Source organism: Oceanobacillus jeddahensis (assembly GCF_000750635.1).
Classification (GTDB): domain Bacteria; phylum Bacillota; class Bacilli; order Bacillales; family Amphibacillaceae; genus Oceanobacillus; species Oceanobacillus jeddahense.
The window spans coordinates 47,353-72,309 of record NZ_CCDM010000003.1; the positions used below are offsets into that span (position 1 = coordinate 47,353).

Annotated in this window: 31 protein-coding genes; all 31 read left to right on the top strand. The window is 37.1% G+C overall.

Annotated elements, in window-relative coordinates:
- Window positions 1-2: 2 nt before the first annotated feature.
- The 31 genes from BN986_RS13555 to BN986_RS13695 all read left to right on the top strand — a co-directional run bounded on the left by BN986_RS13555 (window position 3) and on the right by BN986_RS13695 (window position 24,911).
- Window positions 3-326 (top strand): hypothetical protein, encoded by a 324-nt coding sequence (locus BN986_RS13555; RefSeq protein WP_040981053.1) that lies wholly within the window; start codon window positions 3-5, stop codon window positions 324-326.
- Window positions 327-354: 28 nt separating this feature from the next.
- A complete protein-coding gene (locus BN986_RS13560) occupies window positions 355-858 on the top strand; it encodes a dUTP diphosphatase (protein ID WP_040982132.1) in 504 nt (167 codons plus the stop codon).
- The gene (locus tag BN986_RS13565; protein WP_244445003.1) at window positions 821-2,758 is read left to right on the top strand and encodes a DNA primase family protein; all 1,938 of its coding nucleotides are present in this window, start codon (window positions 821-823) and stop codon (window positions 2,756-2,758) included. The genes BN986_RS13560 and BN986_RS13565 overlap by 38 nt, the downstream gene beginning before the upstream one ends.
- Before the next feature lie 346 nt (window positions 2,759-3,104).
- The gene (locus tag BN986_RS13570; protein WP_392392294.1) at window positions 3,105-3,509 is read left to right on the top strand and encodes a hypothetical protein; all 405 of its coding nucleotides are present in this window, start codon (window positions 3,105-3,107) and stop codon (window positions 3,507-3,509) included.
- 290 nt (window positions 3,510-3,799) lie between these two features.
- Window positions 3,800-4,177, top strand: a complete 378-nt coding sequence (locus BN986_RS13575) for a hypothetical protein (RefSeq protein ID WP_040981059.1) — start codon at window positions 3,800-3,802, stop codon at window positions 4,175-4,177.
- A gap of 63 nt (window positions 4,178-4,240) precedes the next feature.
- Complete coding sequence (locus tag BN986_RS13580) at window positions 4,241-4,618, top strand: hypothetical protein (protein ID WP_040981061.1); 378 nt, start codon at window positions 4,241-4,243, stop codon at window positions 4,616-4,618.
- A 16-nt stretch (window positions 4,619-4,634) separates the two neighbouring features.
- Window positions 4,635-4,961, top strand: a complete 327-nt coding sequence (locus tag BN986_RS13585; RefSeq protein WP_187378560.1) for an HNH endonuclease — start codon at window positions 4,635-4,637, stop codon at window positions 4,959-4,961.
- 13 nt (window positions 4,962-4,974) lie between these two features.
- The gene (locus BN986_RS27060; RefSeq protein WP_157037081.1) at window positions 4,975-5,133 is read left to right on the top strand and encodes a hypothetical protein; all 159 of its coding nucleotides are present in this window, start codon (window positions 4,975-4,977) and stop codon (window positions 5,131-5,133) included.
- Between the two features lie 132 nt (window positions 5,134-5,265).
- A complete protein-coding gene (locus tag BN986_RS13590) occupies window positions 5,266-5,766 on the top strand; it encodes a phage terminase small subunit P27 family (RefSeq protein ID WP_040981066.1) in 501 nt (166 codons plus the stop codon).
- Window positions 5,767-5,771: 5 nt separating this feature from the next.
- Window positions 5,772-6,065 carry a hypothetical protein gene (locus BN986_RS13595; protein ID WP_040981068.1) on the top strand — a complete coding sequence of 98 codons (294 nt, stop codon included), beginning with the start codon at window positions 5,772-5,774 and terminating at the stop codon, window positions 6,063-6,065.
- Window positions 6,062-7,789, top strand: a complete 1,728-nt coding sequence (locus BN986_RS13600) for a terminase large subunit (protein WP_040981070.1) — start codon at window positions 6,062-6,064, stop codon at window positions 7,787-7,789. Before BN986_RS13595 ends, BN986_RS13600 begins: the two co-directional genes overlap by 4 nt.
- Window positions 7,790-7,800: 11 nt before the next feature.
- Window positions 7,801-7,995: a hypothetical protein gene (locus BN986_RS13605; RefSeq protein WP_040981072.1), complete on the top strand. Its 195-nt coding sequence runs from the start codon at window positions 7,801-7,803 to the stop codon at window positions 7,993-7,995.
- Window positions 7,996-7,999: 4 nt separating this feature from the next.
- Entirely contained in the window at window positions 8,000-9,244 is a 1,245-nt protein-coding gene (locus BN986_RS13610) for a phage portal protein (RefSeq protein ID WP_040981073.1), read from the top strand.
- Complete coding sequence (locus tag BN986_RS13615) at window positions 9,207-9,797, top strand: HK97 family phage prohead protease (RefSeq protein WP_040981075.1); 591 nt, start codon at window positions 9,207-9,209, stop codon at window positions 9,795-9,797. The genes BN986_RS13610 and BN986_RS13615 overlap by 38 nt, the downstream gene beginning before the upstream one ends.
- Before the next feature lie 4 nt (window positions 9,798-9,801).
- A complete protein-coding gene (locus BN986_RS13620; RefSeq protein ID WP_040981077.1) occupies window positions 9,802-11,004 on the top strand; it encodes a phage major capsid protein in 1,203 nt (400 codons plus the stop codon).
- Window positions 11,005-11,009: 5 nt separating this feature from the next.
- Entirely contained in the window at window positions 11,010-11,324 is a 315-nt protein-coding gene (locus BN986_RS13625; RefSeq protein ID WP_040981079.1) for a head-tail connector protein, read from the top strand.
- A complete protein-coding gene (locus BN986_RS13630; protein ID WP_040981081.1) occupies window positions 11,311-11,652 on the top strand; it encodes a phage head closure protein in 342 nt (113 codons plus the stop codon). Before BN986_RS13625 ends, BN986_RS13630 begins: the two co-directional genes overlap by 14 nt.
- A 17-nt stretch (window positions 11,653-11,669) precedes the next feature.
- On the top strand, window positions 11,670-12,044 hold the full coding sequence (locus BN986_RS13635; RefSeq protein ID WP_187378561.1) for an HK97-gp10 family putative phage morphogenesis protein: 375 nt from the start codon (window positions 11,670-11,672) through the stop codon (window positions 12,042-12,044).
- Window positions 12,041-12,445 carry a DUF3168 domain-containing protein gene (locus BN986_RS13640; RefSeq protein ID WP_040981086.1) on the top strand — a complete coding sequence of 135 codons (405 nt, stop codon included), beginning with the start codon at window positions 12,041-12,043 and terminating at the stop codon, window positions 12,443-12,445. Before BN986_RS13635 ends, BN986_RS13640 begins: the two co-directional genes overlap by 4 nt.
- A 58-nt stretch (window positions 12,446-12,503) precedes the next feature.
- Window positions 12,504-13,112, top strand: coding sequence for a major tail protein (locus BN986_RS13645; RefSeq protein WP_052400794.1), 609 nt, complete (start codon window positions 12,504-12,506; stop codon window positions 13,110-13,112).
- A complete protein-coding gene (locus BN986_RS13650) occupies window positions 13,112-13,600 on the top strand; it encodes a hypothetical protein (protein ID WP_040981088.1) in 489 nt (162 codons plus the stop codon). The genes BN986_RS13645 and BN986_RS13650 overlap by 1 nt, the downstream gene beginning before the upstream one ends.
- A 31-nt stretch (window positions 13,601-13,631) precedes the next feature.
- On the top strand, window positions 13,632-13,961 hold the full coding sequence (gene gpG / locus BN986_RS13655) for a phage tail assembly chaperone G (RefSeq protein WP_040981090.1): 330 nt from the start codon (window positions 13,632-13,634) through the stop codon (window positions 13,959-13,961).
- Window positions 13,962-14,190: 229 nt separating this feature from the next.
- A complete protein-coding gene (locus BN986_RS26235) occupies window positions 14,191-18,195 on the top strand; it encodes a phage tail tape measure protein (RefSeq protein WP_074435678.1) in 4,005 nt (1,334 codons plus the stop codon).
- 3 nt (window positions 18,196-18,198) lie between these two features.
- Window positions 18,199-18,909: a hypothetical protein gene (locus BN986_RS13665; RefSeq protein ID WP_040981092.1), complete on the top strand. Its 711-nt coding sequence runs from the start codon at window positions 18,199-18,201 to the stop codon at window positions 18,907-18,909.
- Window positions 18,909-19,250, top strand: a complete 342-nt coding sequence (locus tag BN986_RS13670; RefSeq protein ID WP_040981095.1) for a hypothetical protein — start codon at window positions 18,909-18,911, stop codon at window positions 19,248-19,250. Before BN986_RS13665 ends, BN986_RS13670 begins: the two co-directional genes overlap by 1 nt.
- Before the next feature lie 39 nt (window positions 19,251-19,289).
- Entirely contained in the window at window positions 19,290-23,030 is a 3,741-nt protein-coding gene (locus tag BN986_RS13675) for a phage tail spike protein (RefSeq protein WP_040981096.1), read from the top strand.
- Window positions 23,030-23,416 (top strand): hypothetical protein, encoded by a 387-nt coding sequence (locus BN986_RS13680; protein ID WP_040981097.1) that lies wholly within the window; start codon window positions 23,030-23,032, stop codon window positions 23,414-23,416. The genes BN986_RS13675 and BN986_RS13680 overlap by 1 nt, the downstream gene beginning before the upstream one ends.
- Window positions 23,416-23,679 (top strand): hypothetical protein, encoded by a 264-nt coding sequence (locus tag BN986_RS13685; protein ID WP_040981098.1) that lies wholly within the window; start codon window positions 23,416-23,418, stop codon window positions 23,677-23,679. Before BN986_RS13680 ends, BN986_RS13685 begins: the two co-directional genes overlap by 1 nt.
- Window positions 23,680-23,748: 69 nt before the next feature.
- Window positions 23,749-23,913, top strand: a complete 165-nt coding sequence (locus BN986_RS27065) for a hypothetical protein (protein ID WP_157037082.1) — start codon at window positions 23,749-23,751, stop codon at window positions 23,911-23,913.
- Between the two features lie 142 nt (window positions 23,914-24,055).
- On the top strand, window positions 24,056-24,352 hold the full coding sequence (locus BN986_RS25760) for a YjcQ family protein (protein WP_052400795.1): 297 nt from the start codon (window positions 24,056-24,058) through the stop codon (window positions 24,350-24,352).
- A 133-nt stretch (window positions 24,353-24,485) separates the two neighbouring features.
- The gene (locus BN986_RS13695; protein WP_040981099.1) at window positions 24,486-24,911 is read left to right on the top strand and encodes a phage holin family protein; all 426 of its coding nucleotides are present in this window, start codon (window positions 24,486-24,488) and stop codon (window positions 24,909-24,911) included.
- Window positions 24,912-24,957: the final 46 nt, after the last annotated feature.

Genomic DNA, 24,957 nt, shown 5'->3' on the forward strand with positions numbered 1-24,957 from the left:
CAATGGACGAACAATTAAAATCTATCATCGAATGGAAAAAATCCATATATGAACGTGCTCGTCAAGGGAAACCAGTAATGTTTAATATTAATCCGGATGATTTGGCTTTTTTAATTGATAAAGCAAAACAGAATGATGTGTGGCATGATTCTTACTGGAATCTTATAGATAGTTACAGTGAATTATACGCACAAAGCAGGCAATATAAACACGGTCTTATTATTGCGCGTGGATATATTAATAAGATTCCGTTTCCGGACGAAACCATTAAAGGCGTATTACAAGATATTGATGATGCATTAAATAAAGAGCTTCCTGATGTTTAAGATTATTTTAAATAGGAGTGAATCAGATATGAAAGTAAAAAAGATGCATCCAGATGCAGTAATACCTAAATACGCACAGCAAGGTGATTCAGGCTTTGATTTAGTTGCTGTGGAAGATGTGGTAATTAATCCGGGAGAGACAAAACTCATTAAAACAGGATTAGCATTTGATATTCCAGAGGGATTTGAAATACAGGTTAGGCCACGTTCTGGCATCACGCTAAAAACCAAGTTAAGAGTGCAATTAGGTACGATTGATTCCAATTATCGTGGTGAGGTTGGGGTGATAGTGGACAATGCAAGGCGAGAAGATTTCTTGGAAAGTAGAGTCTTGTATGCTCCACTCAATATCACAGAAGAACTAGCAATGAATAGTGGTCATTTTACCTATGGAACATATTTTATCTGCAAAGGCGACAGGATAGCACAAGGAGTACTCGCCCCTGTAGCTAGAACAGAATTCGAAGTGGTGGACAAACTTTCCGATTCGGACCGTGGCAGTAACGGTTATGGTTCAACGGGAGTCAATTAACACCCATGCTACAGCAAACCAACGCCACACCAAAGAAAGGAGGTTTTCACCTTTGCTTAAATACATTGAACTAGAGGGGAAAGTGCCCAAGCATGATTTTGATACGTTCAGTACGGACCATACCAATTATAAAGATGCTGCCATTCTGTTAGATAACAAGACGGTTGTTGTAGATTTTGATGATCCTGTATCGGTTGAAATAGGCAACCTCATTTACAATCAGCATCCTACTTTAAAAGTTTATACGAAGCGTGGTTTCCATCTTTATTATCGAAAGCCGAAGCATGTGTATTTAAAAAATTGGGTTAAGAAATTAACCAATGCAGGTATTCAAGTAGATTACAAGCATACGAGAAAACAACCTATTATTGTTAAACAAAATGGCAGGATGCGGGAAATGGAAAATGAACATCTGCTTGGGCAATTTGAACAACTTCCTGAACTTCCTTTTCTTTTGTTTCCATCTAAGTTAACTGAGGTGTTGGTAAATCTTAAAGACGGTCAAGGACGGAACAGTAACTTATATACACACTTGTTAACTATGAGAGAAATGTACCCAGAATATAGTAAAAACAATTTAGATGCTACCACACAATTCATTAATGATCATGTATTTGGTGAGCCTCTGCACGAAAGAGAATTGAAGGCTGTTATAGGTAGTGTTCAATCTAAATCAGTCAATATGAATGATAATAAATTTCTAAATAAAAAAGACATGATTATGACCAGTGAAGTATTAGTAGATAAATTAGATATTCATTACTACCGCGGCAAATTATTCTTTAAACAAGATGGTCATTATTTATCTGATGAAAATTTATTGCTACGGGCTATTGATGATTTAGTCAAATTAAAGCCAAGTCAGCATAAAGAGCTTAAAGAATTATTTAAAATAAAAGCATATCTCCAAGATGATGATGACATGCCTGTACAGTTCAATAACGGGTATTGTCTTTATGATAATGAGATCGTTGAAATAGATCCCGGGTTTACTCCATTCTATTTAAATGCTGCTTATGATGAAGACGCCTATGATGAGGAAGTTGACAAATTTCTTGATTGGTTTACCTGCAATCGGAAAGACTTACGTTTATTTGTGGAGGAAGTATTTGGCCATATCATCATGACAAAAGGATTTCCTCACCGTGCTTTCTTCTTTTGGGGCGAGAGCGGTGATAACGGAAAGTCAACGCTTATAAAGATGATGCAGGCTTTTGCTGATGGTCTACATACTAATGTGCCATTAGATAAGTTTGATGATGATACTACGGTTTTTAGTTTGATTGGAAAACTATTAAATGTGGCTGATGATATTAATGCATCTTATTTAGATAAGTCTTCTAATTTTAAAACAATTGTTTCTGGTGATCCTGTGATGATTCGCCCTATTTATTCTGCAGCAACCACACTAAATAATAAAGGTTCGCTCATTTTTACCTGTAACGAAATACCTGTATTTAAAGATAAATCAGGCGGAATTAAAAAGCGTATGCGTGTCATCCCATGTGATGCGAGAGTTGCAGAAAGAGATATGGATATAGACAGTAAACTATCTACGGATAATGCTAAGTCTTATATATTACGCCTAGCTATTGAAGGAATGCAACGGATTATTGCTAAAGGTGATTTAACTGATTGCAAGGCTGTCAATGATATTACAAAAGAATATTTTGTGCAATCGGATAGTGTTCTTAGTTTTCTTGAGAGGTATAAGGTGCATGGTAAAGAAACAAAGAATGCTTATATGCAATATGCTCTTTATTGTGATGAGAACGGATTAAAAGCTGTTGGAAATACAGAGTTCGGAAGGCGTTTAGCTAAAGAAGGGTATGAAGTGAAAAGAATCCGTAGAGATGGGAAAAGACCGCAAATTTATCACAAAAAAGAAAGTGTGTCCTGAGATATGTCACAAATTAACGCATTTATCTATGGACACTGCTTTAATCTTAGAGACACAAGGGATTAAGCTTGTTTTTTATAATAGGAGTGTCCATAGATCAAATTTTCATCTATGGACACCTTAACCCCTTGCTATATATATATTTATAGTATTTTTTTCTTTTTGTCCATAGATAAAACAATAATGTTTATATAAAAATAAAAGACTAATAAAAAGAGAAGGAATTATAAATATAAAAAGAAGGTAGAACCCATCTATGGACAGGCGCTTGAACTCTAGAAGCAATAAGGATTGAGCGTGTTTTTAATCTATGGACATGAACTATGGACACAACTACACAAGGCAGGTGAATCACTTGTACGAATGGTTAAGAGATTATCAGGAATTAAATAATGAAATAGATTGGCTGGAATATAAATTACAGAGAGAAAAGAGAGAATTAAAGCGATGGGTACAGGGAGATTTGAGCGATTTAAAACTAAAGGAGAAATCCATCTCTGCTGGGTTGGAAGACAGGATAAAAATTATTGAATGGGAACTTGCTCATAAAATAAATGACCGTTATGATGCTGAGGAATTAATTAGTATGTTTGCTGGGTTAGATAATCAGATACTGTATAAAAAGTATGTGGAAGGGAAAAAGCTAATTGATATTGCAGATGATTTAGAGAAAAGCCCTAACTATATATATAATAAACACGCTGAAATTATGAAAAGAATAGACTTTGCTCATCAATTATATATAACTTAACATTTTCTTAACTTGTATAAATCTTATAGAAAACATTGAAATTCTATTTTATAGTAATAGTATAGATTTTTGCCAATCGGCGAGAGTCTAAATACACAATATATCTATCTATGCGTAAGATCAATCATTATTTTTATGTAGTGTTGAGGCGCGGAATTATGGAAACGTTCTGCGTCGGCTATATCTTATTGTGTGCAGTTCCTGCCGAGAGCTGCACTAACTTTTTTCTATTGCAAACCATATATCATTATTGGATAATTAACCCATACATAAATATGGGGGAGATTAGAATGAAGAGGATATTATTTATTTTGTTGTTTGTTTTGTTTCTTGTTGGTTGTTCCAATTCAAATGTAGAAGATGGAGAGTTCGTATTTACTGAAGATGAGTTTCAAGAAGTGTATGAAGAAACGAACGACAAAAACATGCCAACAAATGTAACATACTATCCAGGAAATATTCATATGGAATTCGGGGATAAGAATGACGCGATTGAATTCTTAAATGCCATATCGGAATTATTCGAAAGTGATGAAGCTAGAAGGCTCTCAGATAGTATAGAAAACAATGAAGATAACATACCAGGTAGCATAGAAGGTGATGAAATCTACATGATAATGTCAGACGAAAACAGTTGGTACGATATTTACGTTACACCTAATGAGTAGGAATAAATTAAATACATACAAGACATCTCATACGAGGTGTCTTTTTCTATAGGAGGGAATTATATGTTTAACATAACGCAATGTGATGAGTGCAATGGATTAATCTTTCCCAAACAAATGCAGGTCCAGGACAAAGAAATTAAACCAGGTAAGCAAATGAGATACTGGAACTGTCCTGTTTGTAATCATCAACATGTGATTATGATTATGGATAAGACGTCAAGGAGATTAATGCAACAGAATAAGAAAGACAATGAAAAAATTAGTGGCATCCACAAACAATCTACTCAGTTAAGAAAAGCAAACCAATTAACTGAAAGCAAGACACAATCCTTTCTCAATCAGATAGATACTATCCAGCAACGTATAGATAAGCGTAAGAAAGACATAGACCAAAGGAGCAAGAAGCTGCTGCATGAATATCAAGAAGCGCTGCAATAAAGTTGGATGCAATGAGTTGATTGGTATTAAAGAAACATATTGCATTGCGCATAAAAACCATAATCATAAACAGTATGAGAAAGCACGTACTTCTAGTAAAGAGGGAAAAGCATACAAAAGGTTTTATGATACAAAAGAATGGAAGTCATTACGTTATCAAGCTATGTTACGTGATGGCTTTATTTGTGTGCGTTGTGGTAGAGAAGCATCCATTGGTGATCATATCATTCCAACAAAAGTTAGATGGGATTTGAGATTGGATATGAAAAATGTTCAGAGTCTATGTACTCAGTGTCACAACAGAAAGACAGAAGAAGATAGAAAAGAATATGGAATTATTTAAGGAGGATTATTAAATGAATAATGGTAAACATGTTGAAGTGAATGAGTTTTATTATGCTTTGATAGAAGGTGAAGACGAAAACGGAAATGTTATTCATGGTGAGCCTATAAAATTTGATGAAGTCAAAACGTTGACTTTTGACACAAGACCAAAACAGACACTTAAATATTAATCCCCCAATCAAAATGAACCCTAGCATATCAACGTTCCATAGGACGGTGCGGAGTTTTCTCTTTAAAAAATGCGATTTTGAAAGGTTAAATTTGGTTTTTAGCAAAATTTACGATTCAGGAGGTGATAATCCATGAAAGGAAAACCGTCGCGGGGCTTATATTCCGAGGACGAATTAAAAAAACATAAAAAAGGAAAAGATTATATTGCTCAAAAAACAGCCGAGCAAAAAAGCTTGGAAAAATATGAACAGATAGATGTGGACCCTGTTCCTAAAAGTCTTTGTCGTTATGGAAAAAGAGAGTGGCGAAGGATTATCCCCCTGCTGCAAGAATTACCGATTGCTGAATTGGATAGAGAACTTATTGAGTCCTACTGTGTTCTTCATGGGTCCAGGAGAAGGCTTCAGGAAGACGTGAAAAAGAACGGGGAAACGTATGAAATTTATGATGAGGATGGAGTACTTTCTTCCATTAAGAGGAATCCTTCTTACGATATGTTACTTTCCACTGTTAAAGAATTAAGAATGATTGCTAATCAGTTAGGTATGACGATTAACAGCCGATTGGAATTAGCGACACCAGAAGAAAAAGCAGAAGAAGATGAAATTATGAAACTGATTAAGGGAGGGTGATTCTAATGATGATTGTAAGAGTTAAAACCAATGCAGGTGCTGAAACACTAGAAAGAATAAGAGAGAAGGTAAAGAAACAAATTTCAGAAGGTTTAATTGTACATGATAATCTTTTAGAAATAACTTTTGCTGATGATATGGAAGAAAACTATAACGATATATATTTTGAGAAAACATGTCCTAAGTATGGCTGTAATAAATTACGAACTGTAGATGTAGAAGATTTAATAAACCAAAGAAAATATAACGGTGAACAATGTATTAATTGCAATCATATATTGAAAGATGCTGCACCATGATCTTTAACGATCCAGGCACTCTTTACGCTCGAAAGGTAGTGAGCGGGGAAATTACTGCTGGTAAAAAAGTAATTAAAGCCTGTAAAAGACATCTCAGAGATTTGAAAAAAGATAACTTTGATTATGTATATTTGCCTGAGCGTGCAGATATAGCAGTAAAATTTATGGAGATCCTTCCTGATATATCTACAGGTAAACCAGTAAAACTAGCATCATTTCAAAAGTTTATTGTTTACTCTTTGTTTGGTTGGTATCGAAAAGATAATACAGATTATCGCCGTTTTAATAAAGCGCTCATAAGCATGGCTAGAAAGAACGGTAAGTCTGCATTGATTTCTGGAATTGCTATATTCGAATTTTTAGCGGGTAAATATCCATTACAAAACAGACAAATTTATTGTACAGCTCAATCCAGGGAGCAAGCTTCCATTGTTTTTAATATGGTTGTGCAGCGGTTAGATGGTTTGTTAGCTCAATCTAAACAAATAAGGGATTCCGTTCGTAAAGTACGCAATGAAATCAATCATAATCCTTCATATAGTGTAATCAAACCACTATCTAAAGATACGGGGAATATTAATGGCTTTGCTCCCACATTGCCTATATTGGATGAATACGGAGCGGCAAAAGATAACTCTATGTTGGAAGTGTTAGATTCTGGGGCAATGCTCCAGCAAAACTTATTAATTTTAATTATCTCTACTGCTTATTTTGATTTAAACAGTCCTATGTATCAGCAGGAATATAAGTATTCTGAGAAAATTTTAAATGAAGATATAGAAGACGATAATTATTTTGCTCTAATTTATGAGCAGGATAACGAAAAAGAAATTTACAAAGAAGAATTGTGGATTAAATCGAATCCGTTGCTGGAAGTCGAAGAAGTTAAAGAGATACTGCTCCGCAGACTGAAAAAAAGACTTAATGAATCTATTGCTAAAAATGATTTACTTGGTCTTATAGTAAAGAATTTCAACATGTGGAAACAAGGATCAGAGTCATCTTATCTTCCTGCAAAAGAATGGGAAGCATGTGCTGCAGATCCAATTAATAAATACGGTCGTGATGTTTTTCTTGGTTTGGATTTATCCAGAACGGATGACATAACAGCACTATATGAGATTTACCCGGAACAAAATGATAAATTCTATATTGATGGACATGCTTTTCTTGCAACCGTTGGTGGTTTAGAAGCAAAAAGCGCCAGGGATAAAATAGATTATGAATTATTAATAGAGAAAGGATACGCAACTGCAAGTAATTTAAAAAGTGGTTTTATTAGTGTGAAGCAGGTTGTTCATCATGCTGCAAAGTTGATTAAGGATTATAACTTAAATGTCATAGCCTTCTGTTATGATTCTTGGAATATAGCTAACTTCTTGGCTGAATGGGAGCAAGAATATCCTGATTTGGAGATTCCGTTTATTGAGGTCCCGCAGAATTATAAAAACCTCAGTGAGCCTATTAAACAATTTAGATTAGGTGTTTATGAGAGGAAAATTCAGCATAATAGCAATCCTATGCTTAATATTGCCATCAATAATGCAGTTATCAAATACGATAATAACCGCAATATGATGCTGGATAAGCAGAAAAACCGAGAAAAAATTGACCCGATTGTAGCAACTATTACAGGTTTTGCTGAGGCAAAGGATTATAAATATCAAGGCATGGATATAAAACAAATCGAAGAATACATCTTAAGTGATGATTTTGGTTTTTAGGTGGTGGTTAAATGAATAAGAAGATAAACGGACTTATTCAAGTGATAGGTTCTTTTTTTATGTCCAATTTTATTGGTTTCATCCTTTTGATTGGAATAGGAATGATTGTGTATGGGTTTTATCGTATAGGGACTACTACAGGAATTTTTGCACTTGGTTCAGCTTTAATCATAGTCTCCCTTATCTTTGCGCGGGAAGGGAGGTGACTAGATGGGTACATTCTTCAATCGAACAGAAAGCCGAAGCTTATCACAGGATGATGCAGACGCTTTAATTAGTATGTTGCCAGGTTATTCAGGAATGCCAACGAATTTTGTCGGTGCTAAAGCAATTGAAAACAGTGATGTGTTTACTGTATTAAATTTACTCGCTAGTGATGTAGCTTCGTTGGATATTAATTTTACAAAGAATAGCGTTAATAAACCGAATAATATTGCGGACCTGTTCAATGTAAAACCGAATAGTCTTTATTCTGGTGGTACACTCAAGTTTATCATTACTGCTAACGCTCTGTTAAATGGAGAATCTTTTTGTGAGATTGTAAAAAACAAGAACGGAAAAGTAGTTGCATTTTACCATTTACGGAATTCTCAAGTAGTAATTAAAAAAGATGCGGATACCAACTATCAGCTTGTTTATGATGTCACGGATGATAAAGGTAATACAAGGCGCTTATCTCCATCATATGTTTTTCATTTTAAATTTTTCACCTTAGATGGTTTGCGTGGGATTAGCCCATTAAAAGCATTGAAATATGATTTATCCATGCAAAAAGATAGTAAACGGTTCTTGGCCAACTTCTTTAAAAATGATACCCAAACAGGCGGTATTTTGAAAATGAAACATGGGAAGTTATCCAAGGAAGCTAGAGACAAGGTAAAGAAAGAATGGCAAGAATCTAATGCTGGAGTAGAGAATGCTCATAAAGTATTAGTGATTGATGAAACTTTTGATTATGATCCAATTGAAGTTGATACAGAAGTGTTGAAACTAATTAATGCCAGTACGTTCAGCACTGAAACAATCGGTAAAACTTACCGGGTCCCGCGCCATAAATTAGGTTTAGAAACATCTAACATGTCATTGGCTCAAGCTAACTTGGATTATTTAACTTCTACTTTAAATAGTTATCTAAAAGTAATCACAAATGAAATGAATTACAAGCTGACAGGAGATAGAAGCAGTGAATATGTTTTTGATACGTCTCCATTCAAGACAACGGACGTAGAAACTCATACCAAATTGACACTTGAAAAGTTTGATGCGGGTATTATCAGTTTAAATGAAGCACGTAGAAAAATGGGTGATGCTCCTGTAAGTGAAGCTTTTGGAAATAAACATTTAGTTAGCTTGAACTATACTACATTAGATCAGTTAGAAGAGTATCAAATGGCGAAAGCTAAAGGGGGTGATACAGGTGGACAAAACGGAAATGAGGGAGCTTCTGACAAATAAAATTGAAATCCGTGAAGATGATGACGGTAATCGCACATTATCTGGTTATGCGGTCAAATGGGAAATGAAATCACAGGTGTTAGGGATGTTTTTCAAATTCCGAGAGCAGATCAAAAAAGGTGCATTTTTAGAATCACTGAACAATGATGACCAACGTTTTTTGTGGTCACATGACCCCTCAAAAGTGTTAGGTCGGTCTAAAAATAATACCTTACGACTGCAAGAAGATAATACAGGCTTACGTTTTGAATTAGATTTACCCAATACATCATTGGCTAAAGACACTTATGAATCTATTCAGCGCGGAGATGTTGATGGAGTTTCATTCGGCTTTAATGTACAGGATGATGAAGTTGACGAGCCAGATGATGATATGCCATTGCGAACAATCAAAAAGGCAAAATTAATAGAAGTAAGCGCAGTAGCATTCCCTGCTTACCCTGATTCGGAGGTAAGTGCCCGTGGTTATGATCCTATGAAAGAAAGAGTTGAAGAAATGAAGGGGTATCGGGAAGAACAAACTGCAAAGATTAAAACATTAATTGATTTATAGGAGGATGAAAATGAAAAAAAAATTAAAGTTAAACATTCAATTTTTTAGTGATAAAAATAAACGATTGGGGGAAATTGACTCCCGTTTAGAAGAAATCCGCGGAATGTTGGAAGATGATGAAAAGCGTGGGGACACCAAGTTTTCTGATTTGGAAAAAGAGGTCCGTGAACTGAAAGAAGAAAAAGAAGAGATCGAAGCTCGGCAGCGTATGTTAGATGAAGGACAGGAAGAAGAAACACGCTCTCACCATGAACAAGCACATAATGGTGCCGATGAACAACGTGGAGGTGTTGAACCAACCAATGAACAGCGTGATGCTTTTCAAACTTATTTGGAAACACGCGATATTGATGGTGGGAATTTAACTACAGATTCTGGATTTGTTGTTATTCCGGAAGATATTGTGAAGGAAATTATGACATTAAAGGAAATGGAATATAACCTGGATCAGTATGTAACGGTGAAAACAGTAGGTTATGGAAGTGGAAAGTATCCTGTTGTTCGTACATCTGAAGTAGCACAACTACCAGAAGTTGAAGAACTGGCAGAAAACCCAGAATTAGCAGTTAAACCATTCTTTGAACTGCGTTATGATATTAAAACGCACCGTGGTTACTTCTTGGTATCTCGGGAAGCAATTGAAGATAGTGCAGTAAATATCTTGTCCGAATTAATGACATGGATGGCTCGTACAGTAGCTGCTACACGGAATGCTGCAATTATCAAAGCGTTGACGCAAGGAACTCCTGGTAAGGATGGAGAAACAGTTATCATTGAAAAGAAGAATGCTTCTGATGTTGATGGAATTAAAGATGCTATCAATCTAAACTTAAAACCAAATCATGAGCATAATGTGGCAATTGTATCTCAAACAGCATTTGCGGAACTGGATAAATTAAAAGATAACCAGGGAAATTACTTGCTGCAGCCAGATATTAAAGAGCCAACTCAAAAGCGTTTGTTAGGAGCAATGGTTGTTGTTCTTCCTGATGAAATGCTAGGTGAGGCGGCAGCTAAAACAATCATTATTGGTAATCTGAAAGATGCCATTGTCTTGTTTGACCGCAGCCGTTATCAAGCTGCATGGACAAACTACATGCATTTTGGAGAGGCTCTCATGGTTGCTTTACGTCAAGATGTCCGCATCTTGGATGAAAAAGCGGCTATTGTTATTGATTTTGCTGGTAATACTGGCGTAGAAGGTTAATGTCTATGGTTGAATTAGAAAAGCTAAAAGGGCATCTAAGGGTTCCGCATAATTTAGAAGATGGGAATATACAAGATTATCTTGATTGGGCAAAGCAGGATGTTATGGAGGCTGTTTATGATAGCTACGATCCAAAAGTAAATATAGCAGCGTTAGAGGAAGATGTAACGTTTAAAAAAGCGGTGATTATGCTAGCAACTTACTATTATGAAAATCGGATGACGATTTCAGAAGTTGCTCAAGCAGAATCACCGTTTTCTGTTACCCACGCTATTCAAACTTTACGAGCCCATAAGGATAGATATTATGAGACTGAATAACATGCGGTTTAATTTTTCTAAACTTAATCAGCCTATCAAGATAAATGAATTGAAATCATCTACTGAAAACGGTGTGCCTCAGCCACCTAAGCCTGTTTTATTTTTAGAGTGCTTTGCTCATATTGAATCTGTCAGTCTAAAAGATTACGAAACTAGTGTGCAAACAGGGACACAACACGATATCAAAGTGTTCATCCGTAACTATCCTGGTATAACAAACAAGATGCAGATAGATCATTATGGACAATCTTATAAGATTAAAGAGATTCTCTATGATTATCGCCAAAGCGGATTCTCCATTTTAATTGCGGAGGAAGTGAGTCAATGAGTTATCAATTTGAGGGTATGCGAGAATTAATCTCCAACCTATCTAAAAAAGAAGATGATATTAAACAAGCTGCAAAAGCAGGTAATTTAGCAGGCGGTAAAGTAGTTATGGAAGCTTTGCAAGGCAACGTTCCTAAAAGTGGTTATTCAGGAGCCAATCCACAGACTAGGTTATCAGATGCAGTTACCATGAGTGGCAACCGTACAGATAGTGGAACTGGTGAAAGTTTTGTTGCAGTTGGCTTTAATAAGTCAGCAAATTTCCGTTCTCATATCCCTGAGTTTGGTTCTATTTCGCAGTCTCCTCAAGGCTATATGACCAAAACAGCACAAGAGACAGAGAAAGAAGTTGCTAAAGCTATGGAAGATGCAATAAAGAAGGTGCTTAGATGAATGAATTAATTCAAGGATTAGATTTATACGAGATTGATTCATTAGATATTGTTTATCAGATGCTTATAAATAATGATGAAATTATAAATTTGGTTGGCTCTGAATCCATTTTCAAGCACCATGTTCCAGAAGAAAATCGGGAGAACCCACCTATTATAAGAATCAATTTAATTTCAGATATTCCAACTGAATATGCGGACAATGAGCAATTAGGTTGGGACTGCATTGTGCAAGTAGATGTTTGGAATAGTGGTGATGCTAGAAAAATAGCAATGGTTATCCATAAATTAATGAAAACAATTAATTTCCAGCAGATAACACCCACCTATGAATTTGATGAAGAAACTTATCTCTTGCGTGACGGGAGACGTTACCGAGGAACAATATTAATAGATTTATAGACTTACTGAGGTAGGTCTTTTTTTTATGCCTAAAAACTTATAAAAGGAGAAATGACAAATGGCAGACCAAAAGAAAAAGAACCGTAGTGGCGTTGTCGGCATTACGGGGTTTTATTATGCAGTTTTAAAAAATGACTCGGAAGAAGGGGCCACATACGAAGATCCTGTTCGGGTTAACTATATCCAAAACGTATCCATTGAAACGGAGCAAGAGATTGCCAAGGGATATGGTGACAATATGGTTGCAGAAATGGCGGTTAGTACAGGTGTCACAACACTTGAATTACAATTTCACGCAATTCCATTGGAAGATCGTGTTGTTTTACTTGTTTTAAAAAATGAAGATGACATGTTTGTTCAACGTTCTAAACCCACCCCGCCATATGTTGCAGTAGCATTGGAAAAAACAAAAGCAGACGGTTCTTCTGAACTTGTCGGACTAACAAAAGGAATGTTTACTTTACCATCTAGTGAATCTCAAACAAAAGAGGATTCTCTTGAATTTGGTAGCGATACAGTTAGTGGTGAATTTTCAGGGCGCGAATATGATGACGCCACTCAAATTTTTATGCATGTGAAAAAAGATGATAGAGAAAAAAGAAAAAAATTCATGGATAAAATCTTTAATCCATCTGATACAGAAGATACAGGGGAGGTAGAAGGTTAATGAGTACATTTAAAGCTGTTGTCACAGAAGAAGTGAAAGCCAATCGGTTGCTGTCGTTAGTTGGTGGTAATGGAATGTTACGCATTTCTGTTACAGAACCAGGAGGAAATCCCGATTTTCGTTCCAGTGGTGATTTAAAAGAAGATATGGAAGTTAACGTAAACCTAAAGAATAATCCTGTTTGGGATGTGGAAGCTGGTGAAGATTTATCGGCGGGCGCTTATGTTGAAGTCGGCGAGGGCGGTGTCCTTGTTGCATCTGAAAGCACTGGAATTGGCTATGTAGCAGAAGGAGTTAATTCCGGCCAAATTGCTAAATTGGTTAGACAAGCTGGTGGCGGCTCTGGCGAACAAGGTCCCCCTGGTCCAGAAGGTCCTCAAGGACCTAAAGGCGATAAAGGGAACAAAGGTGACAAAGGAGACAGCCATTTTACTGAAGAGGAAGCAGCTGCATTAAAAGAACTAATTAATGATGGAGAGAGCGAGTAATATCGTTCTCTTCTTTTTTAGGAGGTAAAACATGAAATACTATGACACTCAAACCAGAAGTCTTACTTTAGTAACGGATGTAAAAGGTGGAGAGTTAGAAACAAAAACATATTCTTTTCCGTTTTTCGTAGAAGGAATTTATACCAAAAAATCAATTGATTTAGGTGCGGAATTGGAAGAAAAGCAATTTACCATTGATGCAGATTTATTTGAGCGAATTACTACTTTTGTTGTTGGTTTATACGGCAATCAGTTTACAAGTAATGATCTTGTTAAAGGGATTGATTCCAGGCATATAGTGGATGCTTATATAGCTGTTTTATTTGGAACATTGCAGGGTGATACATCAAAAAAAGAGTAGATGGCGAGGAGAATTTAAAGAAATCCGATTTCAGTTTTGTTAAACAACGAGAAATTATGGATAATCTCTTTGCCACTCTTATACAAAAGCATTCATTAAACGATATTTACAAGATGGACTTAAACGAATTCTTAAGATTAATAAACCGAAAACAGACTAAACAAAGGGAGTCCCGACAAGTGGACTCTCTTTTTGCTGCATTCGGAAAATAGAAAGGAGGTAAACATATATGGCAGCAAACGGAACTCCAGTAGGTAACATGATAATTAAAGTTGATTTGGATAGTACAGGCGTTGAAAAAAATATGACCGGTTTACAGCGTCAACTTAAATCATCCAATAAAGCAATGGGAGCACAGCTTTCTGCTTTTGATCGTGGGGAAAAGTCCGCCTCTAAGTATGGTGTAATGATTGAAGGTTTAACAAATCGCCACCGTATACAGGGAAGGATGGTTGAAGAAGCTAGAGCGAAGCACAGGCGTATGTCAGACGAATACGGAGAAAACAGTGTCAAAGCTCAGAAGGCTTCTCAAGAGTTGAACGAACAAATAGCTCGTTATCAAGAAACTGGAAGAGAATTAGATAATGTTACTGCTGAGTTCCAAGCATTTCAAGAACAACAGGAATTACAAAGCAAAGGCTGGTATAAAGTCGCTGATGGGATGGAGAACTACGGTGGAAAATTAAAATCTGCAGGCAAGAAAATGGACGAGACAGGCAGAAATTTAACCCGAAAAGTAACCCTGCCATTAACTCTTGTCGGTGGAGCAGCTATTAAAACCGGAATGGATTTTGAATCCGGGATGTCCCGTGTGGCCGCGGTATCTGGTGCAAGCGCTGATGATATGGAAAAGTTAGAGGGTAAAGCCCGAGAAATGGGAAGAACCACAGTGTTTAGTGCCAGTGAAGCAAGTGATGCATTTTACTACATGTCTTTGGCTGGCTGGGATGCAGAGCAAAGTATGGATGGTATTGCTGGGGTTATGGACCTGGCAGCTGCATCTGGTGAGGATCTTGCTCTAGTATCTGATATTGTAACAGATGGATTGACAGCTTTTGGACTGGAAGCTAAAGAAAGCGGAAGGTTTGCCGACGTTTTAGCTGCAGCCTCTGCCAACGCTAATACAGATGTTAGAGGTATGGGAGACGCATTTAAATACGCGGCCCCTGTTGCAGGTGCTCTTGGATTTGATATTGAAGATGTTTCTGTAGCCATTGGTCTCATGTCCAATGCAGGAATCAAAGGACAAAAATCAGGTACTGCATTGCGTACTATGATGACCAACCTGGCTAAACCTACCGAGCAGATGAAAGATGAAATGGATAAATTAGGTATTTCCCTTACTGATGGCAATGATGAAATGAAATCTTTTGATGAAGTAATGGGGGATTTACGTTCATCTTTTTCTGGTTTAGATGAAGCACAACAAGCTCAAGCAGCCGCAACGATATTTGGTAAAGAATCTATGTCTGGTGCGCTTGCCATCATTAACGCGTCTGAAGAAGATTATAATAAACTTACTGAAGCGGTTAATGAATCTGAGGGTGCTGCTAATGAAATGGCGGACACCATGCAAGATAATTTTGCTGGAAGCGTTAAAGAATTACGGTCCATGTTAGAAGATCTTTTTATTGAAGTATACCAAAATTTAAAACCTGGTTTAGAACAGACGGTAGAAGTCTTAAAAGATGTGACAGAATGGTTTGCGAACCTCAGCCCCGAAGCACAAGAGAATATTATTAAATTTGGATTATTGGCTGCTGCAGCGGGTCCTGTTTTAAGTATTTTTGGTAAATTATCATTTGGTGCAGGAACACTAATGCAAGCAGCCGGAGGCCTTACTAAAACAATTGGAACAGCCGGCGGAAAAGGTTTAGCTGGAGCAGTTGGTTTGTTAGGGAAATCTGGTGTTGTTGGTTTAGCTATTGCAGGTGTAGGTGCTTTAGGTTACGGTGCGTATAAATTGTTTGATGAGCTAAAAAACGGAAAAGAAGTTAACTTAGATGTTGCTCAATCCTTTAGTGATCAAGCGGTAGATATACAAAATAGTGCAGATACCTTCGATAGATTGTCTAATAAAGCTGATGCTTCCAACGCTGAATTGGCTGAACTAAATGAGCTGAATAAAAAAATATCGCAATCGAACAATCCTGGAGAAATTGACGAACTACAATCACGTTACGAGGATTTGGCTAAAAATAGCGGTCTTTCCAAAGATGAATTGAACGCGCTATTTACTGCAAATGACAATCTGATCGAACAGGCTCCTGATGTACAGACCTCCATTTCTGAGACTGGTGAAGAGTTTATAGTTGCTACTGATAAAGCTAATGAATACGCACAAACCATGCGAGACATGGCTGAAAATGAGCTAAGAGGCGAGCGGCTGGAATTGATCGAACAAGAGCAAGAAGCTTTAGACGTCATAAATGAAAAGACAAAAGAAAGAGATGAACTTTTAGACAGGCAAACAACTTTTCATGAACGCGCCAATCAATATATGTCCGATCACGAGGGTGCTCAGCAAAGAATAAATGAGATTGAAGATGAACTTGGTGACAAGTTAAAGGATAGAGCTAACCTTAATGAAGAAGAATCCAGATTAGCTAGAGAGTATAGTGATTTAACTGCCATTATTAATGACAATATCGGTGACAGGAACCAAAACTATCAAAATGGAATAGATCCTCTAAACGAAACTATAGACGCCAATCAAGCTATAATTGATAAACTAGCTGAAGCAGAAATGCAGATGGCAAATATATATCTTCAAAACGTAGGTATTAAAGAACAGGGAGAAGAAGGGCTTGCACAACTTGATGAAACCATCACCAAAAACCAAGAAGAAATAGAACAGCTGCAAGAAAAGAAGTCCAACGGCGAACAGTTAACGGATGAAGAACGAGAAAGATTAACAACCTTACAAGAAAGCACCGACCAACAAGAAGCGCAAAGGTTAAAGATTTATGAAGAACTAGGTTTATATAATGATATTAATGGCGTTCTTGACAGCAAGCTGAGTAAACTTTCCGAAGAAGAACAACAGCGTATTCGTAATAAAGCAGAAGCTGCTGAAATTAATGTTGAAGAAGGAAATATTGTATCACAAATACAGGATAAAAATTCCAAGCTTGCGGAGACGCGGGAGGAGTTAATAAAGAATCTGCAGCAAGAAGGTGCTACAACCCAAGAGATTAACAACCAAGTCGGAGAGTTGGATGGTAAGATACAACGCAATGACGAGATCATGAAAGATGTGTTAACAGAGGCTGGGCTTTGGGGAGAAGTAGAAAACCAAATAAACATGGGCGCTGATGCCATTTCTGGCCAAGGTTATGGTATTGATAGTAACAATGACAAAACCCGTACAGGCATTGGACTTGAGCAAGAGCGTACCGCTGAGGCAGGCAGCGACGTTGATAAATTTGTTAACGCTCAAGACTATGGCACTGTCCGTGGTATTGATTTAGCCGGGATGGCTGGAGTTATTAAACCAGTGACTGCAAATGACGGTGGTTCAGTACAAGACATTAATGTTCGTGCTGAAACAAGAGCTGAAAAATTAGTAAATCTCACTGATGGCGGAACATTATCCACTCTTAACAGAAGAATTAGTCAGCCTGTAAGAAAGACCGTTAACCTTATAGGAAACTCAATGGGTAATTTATCAAAGGCGTTAGGTTGGGCGAAAGGTACACCACCAAGTGGGCATCCCGGCGGAGATGCTGTTATCGGAGAAAAAGGACGAGAATTAGGAATACTTCCAAATGGTAGAGCGTTCATTTCTCCTGGATCACATACATTCATTCCTGATATGCCTAAAGGTACCCACATTATTCCAAACAATAAAACGGAGAAAATGTTGCGAGCTACTTCTTCCTATGCAGAGGGGACGAACGGTTTTGATGAATTGTTTAATTTTGACAGGTTATGGAACAGCGAAATAATGAAATTAATTGCTTTGTTTGGACGAAATAATAACTCATCTAAAGAACAGAAGACACCTAAACAAGAGAAAGATGCTTCTACAAAACATTTAGAACAAATGATTAATCTGCTATCTGAACAAGTAGAAGATAGTAAAGAAATGGTTATGTTACTTGCACAATTAGTTGCCAAAAATCCTAATATCCAAATTGGGGAGCATGAGTTTAGGAATGTTGCCTCAAAAGTTCTTGACAAAGGTTTAGGAGAACGTGCAAATAAAAAGAAAAATGCATGGGGAGGTGCTTAATCTATGCATCCATTAAAAGCAGCAGCTGTGTTTATCAATGATATAGACACGGCAGATAAAGGTATTCATCCAATAGACAGAGCGCCTGTACCATCGCCAGAAGAAGATATAGAGCATGTTGAAGTTAGAGGCAGGCATGGTTCACTGACGAAAAAATACGGGTTTAGGGACATTCCTTATCCGTTGGAATTTTATATCAATGAGAGCATGCCTTTTAAACAGGCGTTTAGGAAAGCGAAACAGTTCTTACACGGCGCTAAGACATTGAGTTTTTCAGATGATGAGGATGTACATTACAGGGTTAAATCCATCCGAATTGAAGAGGCTGAAAATATCATTGTCAAATATGGAAGGTTTACTGTTGAGTTTATCCTGGACCCGTTTCAGTACGAGACAAACGAAACCAGAACTATCACTGGAAGGACAATTTTTACTAATCCCGGTTACGAATCACAGCCATATATAAAAGCTACCTGCAGTGGTAATGGGAAAATATTTGTTAATGAGGAAGAAATACAGATTACAGGAATCAACGGAACCATTGAACTTGATTCCGAATTGATGAATGCATATAGAAAAACCACAGGAAATATCACCAATCTAAATAATCATATGGTTGGTGATTTTCCTGTTTTTAAGACTGGTAATAATGTTGTGGAATTTAGTGGAGCAATTAGCAAGTTAGAAATTAATCCTAAGTGGAGGTGGTTGTGATGAATAAACATGATTATACATTAGGTAGTAAAAACTGTGGTTTCATCATGGATACAAGTACAGGAAGTGTAGAACTAAAAGGTGTTGAATGGGATGAAGGTATCACTTATCTTGATGAATCAGAGAAAGTTATTTCAAAGAAAGAACATGACGAATTACGGATGCAAAAGCTTGAAAAACAAGTGTCAGCATTGACGCGAATAGTATCTTCTATAGAACAAACACAAGTTTCAAAAGTAGACAAAGATGAAATAATCAGCGCCATTAATATTAGTCAAGAAGGTATACGGATTATTGGAGATAAAATAAATATTAATCATGGAACCTTATATACCAAATAAACGGTGTCTTTTTTACGTCTGACCGAAAGGAGGTAAAACATGTATCCAACTTTATATAACAGTAACGAGACCAATTTCGTGCATAACGGAATTGGTTTTTTGCGTGATGCAATAACTGTATACCCAGAAGAAGAACTTAATGGATATTCAGAAATCACTATTGAATATGATGCAGACGGCTTTCTTGCTGACCAAATTAAAAATGGCATGATTATCAAAGCTAAAGCAAATGACAAGCAACAACCTCAGTTGTTCCGGATTTATTCTCATGTCAAAGACCATGCTGCAGATCAAATCATTATCAACGGTCGGCACATCACAAATGACCTTGCAGATAACTTTGTAGAGAAATTGGAAATCAGAAACCTAACAACGTATCAGGCGATGAAAGCCATTCAAGAAGCAATGGCTTATCCGACACGGTTCAACTTATCCAGTACCAATACAACCACACAATCCAGCACGAATATTTATCGTAACAACCCATTACAGATGGTAGCCGGCACAGAAGGTTCCATTCTCCAGATTTGGGGAGGACAGATTGAGCGTGATAATTTCAACTTAATCATGCATCGCAGGCGCGGAAGTGATGACGGTGTAAAGGTATTGTATAAGAAAAACCTTACTGGATTGCAAGCGATATTTGATGATGACAATATCGTAACCCGTATTTATCCATTTAAGTACGTTGAGGAAACCGAAGAAGAACGAGCGCGGCTTATCACTGTTCCCGGCAAGTACATTGATAGCCCTAATATTGATAAGTATACGCATATTAAAATAATGCCGATTGATGCGAGTAGCGAGGAAGGCATTGAGACTAGTCAAGATTTATATAATGCCTATAAAGAATATTTTAACAATGAGGGAAAAGACAAAGACCTTCCTTCCATATCAATGGAAGTGGAGTTTGAACATCTTCATGAGACCGAGGAATATAAGGATGTTGCTGCACTTGAGCATGTTGGGCTAGGTGACACAATCACCGTTGCTCATAGCAAGATGGGATTGGATTTACAAGCTACGATTGTAAAAATTGAATATGATTCCATTGCTGAAAAAAATCGAAAGGTATCTGCTGGTAATGTTAAAGCTTCTTTTACGGACAGCGTTAATCAAAATGCCAATGATCTTGGTATCATTGGTGAAAACATGAATAAAATTGACCAAAAATCGAATGAAGCCATTCGAGCCGCCAACGGAAAGAACACCATTTATTATGGACCTGATGAACCGGCAGGGGACCATCTTATTAAAGGTGATATGTGGTTCCGCATCGTTGATGGAGAGTATACAAGGACATACATCTATGATGGTGTTCAGTGGCAGTTAAGTATTGATATGGAATCGAAAGAAGCAAAAGAAACAGCTGCAGAAGCACGTAATAGAGCAAATGATGCAAATGAAAAAGCAAATCTAGCTACAGAGAACGCTAATGAAGCCATTGCAGGCGCACAGGAAGCTTTTGACAAAGCGCAAAGTTCTATGACAAGAGCAGACAGCGCATTTAGTAAGGCTGATGCATTAAGCAAAGTTGTCGATGAACACACCGGAGACATTAGTTCCGTTACCCAGATTGCGCAAGGTTTACAGACAAAAGTTTCTGATGCTGAGGGAAATATCAGTAAGTTACAGCAGACATCAACCAGTTACGGCACTCGTATTAAAGATGCGGAGGATAATGTAAGTACTCTAACACAGACAGCTCAGGGATTGCAGACCCGTGTTCAAACTGCAGAAGGCAACATTTCTACTGTTACCCAGTTAGCCAACACTTTACAAATCAAGCTATCTGATGCGGAGGGGAATATTAATACATTGACTCAGACCGCCAGCAGTTTGCAGAGCACGATTAAAGGAGTTCGTGATGACTTGGACGGATTAGAAGCAGGTGGCACCAATCTCAACAAGGATAGCAATAACTTCAGTGCATCTAGATTAATTTCATGGGACGGTGCGAGAATAACCGTCACAGAAAATGTGTCAGTAGATGAATGGGGAGCTACGGATGCTACCAATATTTTTACAACATCGGGGAACGAAACCGGTCAACTTAAAGCTTTAAAAAATATCACTAATGATATTACAACAGTCGTAGGTGAGACTTATACAGTATCGGTTTACGTAAAAAACAATAGAGCTGAAAGAAGTATGGAAGTAAGAATTAACGGAATAGAAGGTTTTCCTGTTACAACAATAGAACCAAATGAAGCCAAAAGAGTTGTTGTAACTGGTAAAAGAAATGAAAATTTTTTACAAATACAGTTTAGAGCTTACGGTACAACTTTTTATATGGATTGCACTGTATGGAGAGCCCAGGTTGAAGAGGGTAATATGGTTACACCATGGTCCCCAGCGTATGAAGACATGGCAACTCAATCCCAAATCAGCCAATTAAATAACGCCATCAACCTCCGTGTAGAAAAAGGAGACGTTATCCATCAAATCAATTTGGACACGTCAGGTGCTTATATAGGCGGTAATAAGATAGTCCTTGATGGTAATGTAACAGTACTTGGTGCATTTAGAGTGGACAGCGGGCACATTACCTCGTTAAATGCTGGCAAGATAACAACCGGTACATTGGATGCTGGTCGGTTGAATGTTATTAATGTCAGTGCCAATAGCATTGTTGGTGGGATACTTCAGTCGCAAAATAGTAATACGACGTTTAATATGAATAGCGGATTGTTAACGATGCGGAATGTTAATTTCGTTCTGGGTAATGGAGCGATGATTGAATTTACCAATGTTTCCAACCGTATTCAATATAGCGATACAGAGGGTGGCGTTACTCGTTCTTCTGGTTTTGGTGTGGGTAAATCGTTATCTGGCTTTCCATTTGCTTACTCTGGTACAACAGGGTCATCAAACTTAGATACACTGTCACCTTATTGGAGTGGAGCTATCTGGAATACGACAAGAGCCATTACCGATGGGGCTTCTAACAGTATCAGTGGTTTCAGATTCCAGTTCAGAGCTCAGGCGGTTGATTGGGACAGAGGACTTGAAATTGATTTCAACGGTTCGCCAAGTATTACTCCGATTAATGGTGCTAATTACAATTACAATTTGGGGAACAACGACCGCATGTTCAATGACTTGTATGTTCGTCGGTTGCGTACAACACAGAACTTTGATGTGAGAAACGTTGCAAATATAAATAAAGGATGGCTGTTCGAAACATCTGAATCTGGCGGAACGATGTCAATAAGAGGATTAAACGGCGGCAGTTACACTTATGTACTTGGGGATACGGAATCTTATAATCACTTTAGTTATGGATATATAACCAATTTAAGAGCGCCGTCCAGTGGTAACTCTAGCGTTGGTTTGAGTGATAGACCTTATACTTTTGCACATTTCAGTTCGTTGAACGTTTATGGTACTGCATACGCCGAAGATTTCACAAGGACATCTGACAGAAGGTTAAAAGATAACATCCAACAAACGAAGCTAGGTTTATCTTTTATTAATCAACTAAATCCAGTTGATTATACTATGATTGATTCAGTGAAAATCCAAACAGGGTTTATTGCACAAGAACTGGTTGGTGTTTTTATAAAGAACAATTATATAAATCAAGGGATTGTATCAGAAGATGGGCGAGGATATTTAGGGATTAGTTATACAAACCTAATCGCACCGACCATTAGAGCTGTTCAAGAATTGGATTCCAAGGTAGACAATAAAGTTCAGAATTTGGAAGAAATAATTGAAAAGCAAGCATTTGAAATAGCTGATTTAAAGCAGCGGTTAAATAAATTGGAGGTAGCATGATGAAATTAAAAATTAAAAACATCGAATTAGAAAGAGTTATTGTATTCCTGGAGAATTTGGATTTCCGAGGGCCGAAGAGCGTTAACCGTTCTAAAATCACAAATTTCCTTGGTCAACAATTGGAGGAAGTTGCTGCAGGTGAAAAAACAATCCAGGAGGATTATAAAGAGGACAGAAAACAGCTGGAAAAAGCACTGAAAGATTATTATAAAGAAACTGTCACTGTAGAAGGGGACAATTATCAAAATGGATTAGGCATTATTAAATCCAAAATTAAAGAGTTAACCGCAGAAGAGTGTGAGCAGGAGTTTTCCGGAAACGATGCTTACGCTCTTTCTGTTTTATACGAAGCATTTGATTTGGATAACGAAGGAGGTGAAGAGTAATGCGTATTACTATCACAGGGATTAATTTTAATTACGATGACGGCTTTGACAAGGATTGTACTAGCGTGAATGTAAATTATATTACGGACGGTATCAACTTGAATGACGGGCGTCCGGTTGAAATATCGCATGAGCAGTACGAAGAAACAAAAGAAAACAAGGATAAAATGAGAGCGTTGGTTGCTGATAAGATTATTGCTGATGCGACGGCTTTTATTGAAAAGGTAACGGAATATAAAGATTCATTGGAACAAGCCGAATAGGCTTATTTTTTATGCTTTAAATTCCCTCCTTCTATACCGATATAGGTAGTAGAAAGGAGGGGATAAAAAATGCATTCTTTAGGATTAAAAAAGGCAACAATTGAAGAAAAGTTGAAAAGAAACGGAGTAACTGACAAAAAATTAGCAGAAGCATTAGCTGCCGTGATTGCGGAAAATAATCAAGAAATAGCTAAGAAAGTCCCGGACTTTAAAAAGGTTTTAAAAGGGTTATAGTTTTAAAAGCATCTCAATAGAGGTGCTTTTTATTTTGCCTTGAGAGGCCGCGGTATTCAATCATTAAATCCGAATAAACATTATTTTTATGCAGGATTTTCTTCCTTTTTGTCGAATGATAACAAATGAGGAGGGGATGGATATGCCGCAAGAATTGAATAAGAAAAAATTTAGGTATTTAGTTTTGAAATCTCTTGATGATGGCAAACAAAGTAGGTTGAATAATATTGGTATAGATCTCGATAGAAGAGACCAGCTGTTAATGGAAATGCAACAAGAAGGGTTAATTAGAGGATTAACCTCTACGAAAGATAGAGCGGTTGGAAGACCAGAAATCACCTTACGTGGCGAGGAATATTTAAATGATAATTCTAAATTAAAAACTGCTTACGACACTGCTAAAGAGATAAGAGACTGGATTCCATTCTTATACAGATAATTTACAGGCAAAACTAATATCTAAAAATAAATTAGAAAAGTAAAGACATCTCATAACGAGGTGTCTTTTTTCATGCAATAAAAAGAGAAAATTTAGAAGGGGGACAATTAAATATGTCTAAGGAGCTGGTGAAATGGGAGATGTTAATTTGAGTTATTTAGAAGCAACGCATATGTATTTATTCGGGGAAGTGAAGTTTCTCCACTTTTTGTTATTATTAATGGCTTTAGATATTCTAACCGGATTATTCAAAGCATGGAAAAACGGCAATCTATGGAGTCGTAAAAGTCTGTTTGGGTACGCACGTAAGGTGCTTGTGTTAGTGGTTATTGTGTTAGCCAATGTAGTAGATCAAATACTTGGTTTAGAGGGTGCTGTGGCTTATGCTACGGTGCTTTTTTATATCGTTAATGAAGGGATTAGTATTATAGAAAACCTGGCAGATGTTGGCGTGCTTGTACCACAAGGGTTAGCTGATAAATTGCATGGCATTGATAACTCAGACAAATCCATTGGTAAAGAAATTAAAGAGGAATTTTCAAGCAAGGATAAAGAGTAGCTACGGCTGCTCTTTTTCTATTACAAAATTATTTTAGGAGGAATTT

What these genes read in the sequence shown, in the direction of transcription:
- gpG (WP_040981090.1), top strand. Translation starts at nt 13,632, where the DNA reads ATGAAATACTATGACACTCAAACCAGAAGTCTTACTTTAGTAACGGAT.
- BN986_RS13685 (WP_040981098.1), top strand. Translation starts at nt 23,416, where the DNA reads ATGCGTATTACTATCACAGGGATTAATTTTAATTACGATGACGGCTTT.
- BN986_RS13665 (WP_040981092.1), top strand. Translation starts at nt 18,199, where the DNA reads ATGCATCCATTAAAAGCAGCAGCTGTGTTTATCAATGATATAGACACG.
- BN986_RS13650 (WP_040981088.1), top strand. Translation starts at nt 13,112, where the DNA reads ATGAGTACATTTAAAGCTGTTGTCACAGAAGAAGTGAAAGCCAATCGG.
- BN986_RS13630 (WP_040981081.1), top strand. Translation starts at nt 11,311, where the DNA reads ATGAGACTGAATAACATGCGGTTTAATTTTTCTAAACTTAATCAGCCT.
- BN986_RS13555 (WP_040981053.1), top strand. Translation starts at nt 3, where the DNA reads ATGGACGAACAATTAAAATCTATCATCGAATGGAAAAAATCCATATAT.
- BN986_RS27065 (WP_157037082.1), top strand. Translation starts at nt 23,749, where the DNA reads ATGCATTCTTTAGGATTAAAAAAGGCAACAATTGAAGAAAAGTTGAAA.
- BN986_RS13610 (WP_040981073.1), top strand. Translation starts at nt 8,000, where the DNA reads ATGGGTACATTCTTCAATCGAACAGAAAGCCGAAGCTTATCACAGGAT.
- BN986_RS13625 (WP_040981079.1), top strand. Translation starts at nt 11,010, where the DNA reads ATGGTTGAATTAGAAAAGCTAAAAGGGCATCTAAGGGTTCCGCATAAT.
- BN986_RS13605 (WP_040981072.1), top strand. Translation starts at nt 7,801, where the DNA reads ATGAATAAGAAGATAAACGGACTTATTCAAGTGATAGGTTCTTTTTTT.
- BN986_RS26235 (WP_074435678.1), top strand. Translation starts at nt 14,191, where the DNA reads ATGGCAGCAAACGGAACTCCAGTAGGTAACATGATAATTAAAGTTGAT.
- BN986_RS13695 (WP_040981099.1), top strand. Translation starts at nt 24,486, where the DNA reads ATGGGAGATGTTAATTTGAGTTATTTAGAAGCAACGCATATGTATTTA.
- BN986_RS13675 (WP_040981096.1), top strand. Translation starts at nt 19,290, where the DNA reads ATGTATCCAACTTTATATAACAGTAACGAGACCAATTTCGTGCATAAC.
- BN986_RS13560 (WP_040982132.1), top strand. Translation starts at nt 355, where the DNA reads ATGAAAGTAAAAAAGATGCATCCAGATGCAGTAATACCTAAATACGCA.
- BN986_RS25760 (WP_052400795.1), top strand. Translation starts at nt 24,056, where the DNA reads ATGCCGCAAGAATTGAATAAGAAAAAATTTAGGTATTTAGTTTTGAAA.
- BN986_RS13600 (WP_040981070.1), top strand. Translation starts at nt 6,062, where the DNA reads ATGATCTTTAACGATCCAGGCACTCTTTACGCTCGAAAGGTAGTGAGC.
- BN986_RS13575 (WP_040981059.1), top strand. Translation starts at nt 3,800, where the DNA reads ATGAAGAGGATATTATTTATTTTGTTGTTTGTTTTGTTTCTTGTTGGT.
- BN986_RS13680 (WP_040981097.1), top strand. Translation starts at nt 23,030, where the DNA reads ATGAAATTAAAAATTAAAAACATCGAATTAGAAAGAGTTATTGTATTC.
- BN986_RS13640 (WP_040981086.1), top strand. Translation starts at nt 12,041, where the DNA reads ATGAATGAATTAATTCAAGGATTAGATTTATACGAGATTGATTCATTA.
- BN986_RS13645 (WP_052400794.1), top strand. Translation starts at nt 12,504, where the DNA reads ATGGCAGACCAAAAGAAAAAGAACCGTAGTGGCGTTGTCGGCATTACG.
- BN986_RS13590 (WP_040981066.1), top strand. Translation starts at nt 5,266, where the DNA reads ATGAAAGGAAAACCGTCGCGGGGCTTATATTCCGAGGACGAATTAAAA.
- BN986_RS13620 (WP_040981077.1), top strand. Translation starts at nt 9,802, where the DNA reads ATGAAAATGAAAAAAAAATTAAAGTTAAACATTCAATTTTTTAGTGAT.
- BN986_RS13635 (WP_187378561.1), top strand. Translation starts at nt 11,670, where the DNA reads ATGCGAGAATTAATCTCCAACCTATCTAAAAAAGAAGATGATATTAAA.
- BN986_RS13595 (WP_040981068.1), top strand. Translation starts at nt 5,772, where the DNA reads ATGATGATTGTAAGAGTTAAAACCAATGCAGGTGCTGAAACACTAGAA.
- BN986_RS13670 (WP_040981095.1), top strand. Translation starts at nt 18,909, where the DNA reads ATGAATAAACATGATTATACATTAGGTAGTAAAAACTGTGGTTTCATC.
- BN986_RS13580 (WP_040981061.1), top strand. Translation starts at nt 4,241, where the DNA reads ATGTTTAACATAACGCAATGTGATGAGTGCAATGGATTAATCTTTCCC.
- BN986_RS27060 (WP_157037081.1), top strand. Translation starts at nt 4,975, where the DNA reads ATGAATAATGGTAAACATGTTGAAGTGAATGAGTTTTATTATGCTTTG.